1 protein-coding gene and 2 pseudogenes are annotated in these 2,425 nt (G+C 64.7%); all 3 read left to right on the top strand.

The features are described from left to right. Positions 1-140, top strand: a pseudogene (locus tag MOV75_RS34745) (nitrate transporter); the annotation flags it as partial. A 337-nt stretch (positions 141-477) separates the two neighbouring features. Further along, positions 478-2,262 (top strand): NirA family protein, encoded by a 1,785-nt coding sequence (locus MOV75_RS34740; protein WP_246930214.1) that lies wholly within the window; start codon positions 478-480, stop codon positions 2,260-2,262. Then, a pseudogene (locus MOV75_RS34735) lies at positions 2,259-2,425 on the top strand (sulfite reductase subunit alpha); the annotation flags it as partial. The gene MOV75_RS34740 and the pseudogene MOV75_RS34735, both read left to right, overlap by 4 nt.

Below are 2,425 nucleotides of genomic sequence, written 5' to 3'. Positions count from 1 at the left end.
ACCTCTACGACGCGGCCCTCGGCCGCCGGCCGCCCGAGCAGGCGCCCGCGGCGTTCGGGGCATTCGCGGGCCCGGTTTTTGATCCCGACAACATCCCGGGGCATCTCGAGGCGTTCGAGGTTGGGCGCTGGAAGGCCTGATTCGGATCCTGCTTTGTTTTTGAGCACACAGATTCATCGCCTAAATATTCATCAGGGTGCTCGAATTTCGTGAAAGCGCGCCGCCCGGGATTTTCCGGGCGAGCGCCCAATCAGCTGAAAAGATAGATCTTTCCATTTTGGCCAAGCTGGCACGCAACTTGAATGTTGCAGTGCGGCCAGCTTGTCACAGGTGCCTGCTGAGCCGAGTCCCGCAGCAACGAAGCTGATCGGACCGTCGGGTGGCGAAGCCGGCTCTCAGGGCCAGCCCAGTTCCTCGCGGGTCGCGCCAATGTCCGTCGATGCCACCCTGGTGGCCGCAGGAGCTTCGTTACCGACCATGAAAATCGATACGCTCGCAGTCGACTTTACCGACGAGCAGAAACGCTATCTCGAAGGCTTCACGACCGGTTTGCAGATCAGCAAGGTCGGGCGCGGTCTCGGCGGCGCCGCCGCCGGCAAGGCGAGCACCGAGCCGACCGGTCCCGATGCCGTGCACATCAAGGCGCAGGACAAGGTCATCGCGTCCGGCAAGAAGCTCGCCGATCAGGAAAAGTTCAAGCGCGACGAGCATCCGTTCGATGCCTATCCGCGGCTGCGCCAGCAAGCGCTCGACAACGCGCCGCCGAGCCCGGCCGACAATTTCCGCTGGCGCTATTATGGCATCTTCTACGTCGCGCCGACGCAGGACTCCTATATGAGCCGTCTGCGGATTCCGAACGGCATCATGAAGCACTGGCAGATGTCGGGCCTTGCCGATCTCGCCGACGAGCTCTGCGGTCCCTACAGCCACGTCACGACGCGCGCCAATCTGCAACTGCGCGAGATCCCGCCGAAGAACGCGGTGAAGCTGATCGAAGGTATCCAGGATCTCGGCCTGTGCTCGCGCGGCTCCGGCGCCGACAACATCCGCAACGTGACGGGCACGCCGACGGCGGGCATCGATCCGCAGGAAATCATCGACACGCGGCGCTATGCACGCGAGTGGCACCACCACATCCTCAACGATCGCTCGCTCTACGGCCTGCCGCGCAAGTTCAACGTCGCCTTCGACGGCGCCGGCAGGATCGCGGTGCTCGAGGAGACCAACGACATCGCTTTCACGGCCTATGAGGTGAAGGACGGTTTCGGCGTCGAGCCCGGAATCTGGTTCCGGCTCGGCCTCGGCGGCATCACCGGCCACAAGGATTTTGCCAAATATTCCGGCATCATCGTCAAGCCGGAGCAGGCGACCGCTGTTGCCGACGCGATCGTGCGCGTGTTCATCGACCACGGTGACCGCACCAACCGCAACAAGGCGCGGCTGAAATATGTGCTCGACGCCATGGGGCATGACGGCTTCCTCAAGCTGGTCGAGGAACGGCTGAAGACGCCGTTCACGCGCGTGCCGGAAGAGGCGTTTCTCCCGCGCCCCGCAGCGGACCGCATGGCGCATGTCGGCGTGCACAAGCAGAAGCAGGGCGGCCTCAACTGGATCGGCGTGTCGCTGACGCTCGGCAAGCTCACAAGCGAGCAGATGCGGGGTCTTGCCAAGGTTTCGCGCGATCTCGGCGATGGCGAGATCCGGCTGACGGTCTGGCAGAACCTGCTGATTTCCGGCGTGCGCGACGAGAACGTCGATCTCGCGGTCGCGGCCATCAAGCAGATCGGCCTCGCGGTCGATGCCTCCCACATCCGCGCCGGCCTGATCGCCTGCACCGGCAATGCCGGCTGCCGCTTCGCCGCCGCGAATACCAAGCGCCATGCCGCCGAGATCGGCGACTGGTGCGAGCCGCGCGTTGCGATGGACAAGCCGGTCAACATCCACGTCACCGGTTGCCATCATTCCTGCGCGCAGCACTACATCAGCGACATCGGCCTGATCGGTGCGCGCGTGCCTGTCAACGAGGACGATACGGTCGAGGGCTATCACCTCTTCACCGGCGGCGGGTTCGGCCCCGACGCCGACGTCGGGCAGGAGGTCTATCACGACCTCAAGGCCGAGGACGCGCCCAAGACGGTCGAGGCACTGCTCAAGGCCTATATCGCCCATCGCACGTCTGCCGACGAAACCTTCCTCTCCTTTGCGCGCCGCCATGACGGCGAAACGCTGCGCAAGCTTGCCGATGCACAGGTGTCCGCATGAACCAGATCACCCCTCCGCCCAGGCTCGACATCATTCCCGCCAGCGCACCGTTCTCCGATGCGCAGCGCTCCTGGCTGAACGGCTTCTTCGCCGGCCTGCTGTCGCCTGACGTCGCCGCGCCGCTGTCGGCGGAGCAGGGCGCCGCCGTCATGCAAGGAGCTGC

Source organism: Bradyrhizobium sp. PRIMUS42, assembly GCF_023006515.1.
In the GTDB taxonomy this organism is placed as follows: Bacteria; Pseudomonadota; Alphaproteobacteria; order Rhizobiales; family Xanthobacteraceae; genus Bradyrhizobium.
The sequence above is the reverse complement of the archived record's forward strand: the minus strand, read 5'-3'. Positions and strand labels throughout refer to the sequence as shown.

What these genes read in the sequence shown, in the direction of transcription:
- MOV75_RS34740 (WP_246930214.1), top strand. Translation starts at nt 478, where the DNA reads ATGAAAATCGATACGCTCGCAGTCGACTTTACCGACGAGCAGAAACGC.